This is a genomic window from Synechococcus sp. F70.1 (genome assembly GCF_047502745.1).
In the GTDB taxonomy this organism is placed as follows: domain Bacteria; phylum Cyanobacteriota; class Cyanobacteriia; order Thermostichales; family Thermostichaceae; genus Thermostichus.
Genome location: NZ_JANSJL010000054.1, coordinates 1 through 2041 on the forward strand (window position 1 = coordinate 1; position 2041 = coordinate 2041).

Sequence of the window (2041 nt, forward strand, 5' to 3'; positions counted from 1 at the left end):
AGAAAGCGTCAACCTGGAGCAAAAGTCCGCTTTTAAGTCTTTCAGAGCGGTCAGCCAAAGTTACCCAGAAGCCGGTCTCCTTCTTTGGGGAGCGGGGAGTGCCATGATGGACTGGAGCCACCCAAGAACCTGCCCGTATGACCACCGCTGCTTTACCTCGTCGTCGCTCTCACTTGTCCCTGGCCGGCACTTTGGCTGCCGTTGGGGGGGCACTGCTGTGTGGGATCCTGGTAGTGCAGCTCCAGTTGCCCATGTTGGAGCGGATCAACCTGGAGGCCATAGAAAATGCCGAGGTCCGCAAAAACCGCAACATTGCCCTGGCCAACACCTTGGGCTGGCTGGGCTACCGCAATCTGGGAGCTTCCTGGCTGTGGTTAGAGCTGATCCAGTACTACGGCGACGCCCGCGCCCGCGCCCAGACCGGCTACGGCCTTGCCTACGAGTACTTTGACCACATGCTGCGGCTGGATCCCTCTTTCTTCCAGGGCTACCGACTGTCTAGCTTGGTGTTGGCCTATTGGGCCGGTCAGCCGGAAAAAGCTATCGAGATTTTGGATCGCGGCCTACAGCAGTTCAACCCCCAGAACAATCCCGATGCCTGGCGGCTCTACGTGGATCGCGCCCTGATCAATTTCATGTTTCTGGGGGATGCGGAAGCAGGTCGCAATGACTACTACCAAGCCGCGGCCTGGCGGGAGCAGGTGGGCTTGCCCGGCGACGACTTTCGCCAGTTGGGGGACAACATTGCCCGCAGCCCTCTCAGCCGCCGTTCTCGCTTCGATGTCTGGCTGAGCGTGTTTAACGCCACCAGCGACCGGGACACCCGCTTGTTTGCCCTAAAGCAACTGGCCCAACTGGGCACGGTTTTGCGGACGCTGCCCACAGGTGAAGTGGAAATTCTCCCGCCTCCCCTGCCTGATGGGATCGAGGGAGAGCCCTATCGCCTCCGTCTGTAATTTAACTGCCAGCGCAAAGATTGTGCTCCAGGAGCAGGCTCTGCTGAGCTGAACTCTAGCCCGAATGCTGCTGTTTGCTTGAGGTGGTTGGCCAAAAGCCGTGTCTTTTGGCTAGGAAAGTTAGCTTTCCTTGTGCGAAAGGTGGCAGCCACCGTCCCAGGGAGCAGCAGCTACCCTTGTAGAAGCCTCTAGGGACGCTCTAGGGCTTGGGTTTGTTCCCAGAGTTTTTCTTGACTTCACCTTAGGAGTGACCCCTATGAGCTCAAAAACTTCCCTCCCGATGACGGCGGCTGTCCTTGCCAGCAGTTGGGTTATCCTGCCTGCAGCAGCCCAATCTTTCGAGACAGTGCGAGTGCGGTCGGTGGTCGATGGAGACACCTTCTGGGCAGACCTAAACGACAGGCCAACCCGTTTTCGCCCTGCCTATGTAGATGCGCCGGAGCTGACGCAGGGACAGTGGGGACAGCTCTCGCAGGAGGCTTTGCAAAAGCTGCTGCCACCGGGATCCCTGGTGCAGGTCGACACTCTTTACATCACCCCAGAGGGGCTGCACATTGTCGAGGTGTACAACGCCGATGGCCTGGTGAATTTGGAGATGCTGCGCCAAGGACAGGCGGTGGTCTACGAGCGCTTTTTGCACGAGGCCAACCGGGAGCGCTACCTAGAAGCTCAAGGGGTCGCGCAGGCGGCACACCGTGGTTTTTGGCAACAACCCAAGCCAGTGATGCCGTGGGAGTTTCGAGAAACAGCGCTGCAAACTGTAGCTTTTGCAGGGCCTTACGCTTTGGAGGGGTCTTTCCTGCGGGAAAACCCAGCCGCAGCAGCAGGTGTGGGTATTGCCACGGCGGTGGTGATGGTGGGGCTAGGCAAACTGCTGTGGAAAAAGTCCAGCCAGCAGGGGGCAGGCATCCGGCAGCTGGAGCGGGATCTCAAACACCTGCAGCGCAGCCTGACCACAACCCTGGCCAGCCGTAAGCAACTGGAACGGAAGTACACTCAACTCCTGCAAAAGGCCGAGGATTGGTTGGTCAGAGCCCAAAGGGTTCTCCTCTAGTCCTTGATTCACCGGACCTAACCAACCTTCT

The 2041-nt window shown here is 58.8% G+C and carries 2 protein-coding genes; both read left to right on the forward strand.

Annotated elements, in window-relative coordinates:
* Positions 1-137: 137 nt before the first annotated feature.
* Entirely contained in the window at positions 138-956 is an 819-nt protein-coding gene (locus NW860_RS05265; protein WP_414396361.1) for a hypothetical protein, read from the forward strand.
* Between the two features lie 256 nt (positions 957-1212).
* Positions 1213-2010: a thermonuclease family protein gene (locus NW860_RS05270; RefSeq protein WP_414512849.1), complete on the forward strand. Its 798-nt coding sequence runs from the start codon at positions 1213-1215 to the stop codon at positions 2008-2010.
* Positions 2011-2041: the final 31 nt, after the last annotated feature.

Bases quoted from the DNA above. Each gene is read 5' to 3' on its own strand.
- NW860_RS05270 (WP_414512849.1), top strand. From the start codon at position 1,213: ATGAGCTCAAAAACTTCCCTCCCGATGACGGCGGCTGTCCTTGCCAGC.
- NW860_RS05265 (WP_414396361.1), top strand. From the start codon at position 138: ATGACCACCGCTGCTTTACCTCGTCGTCGCTCTCACTTGTCCCTGGCC.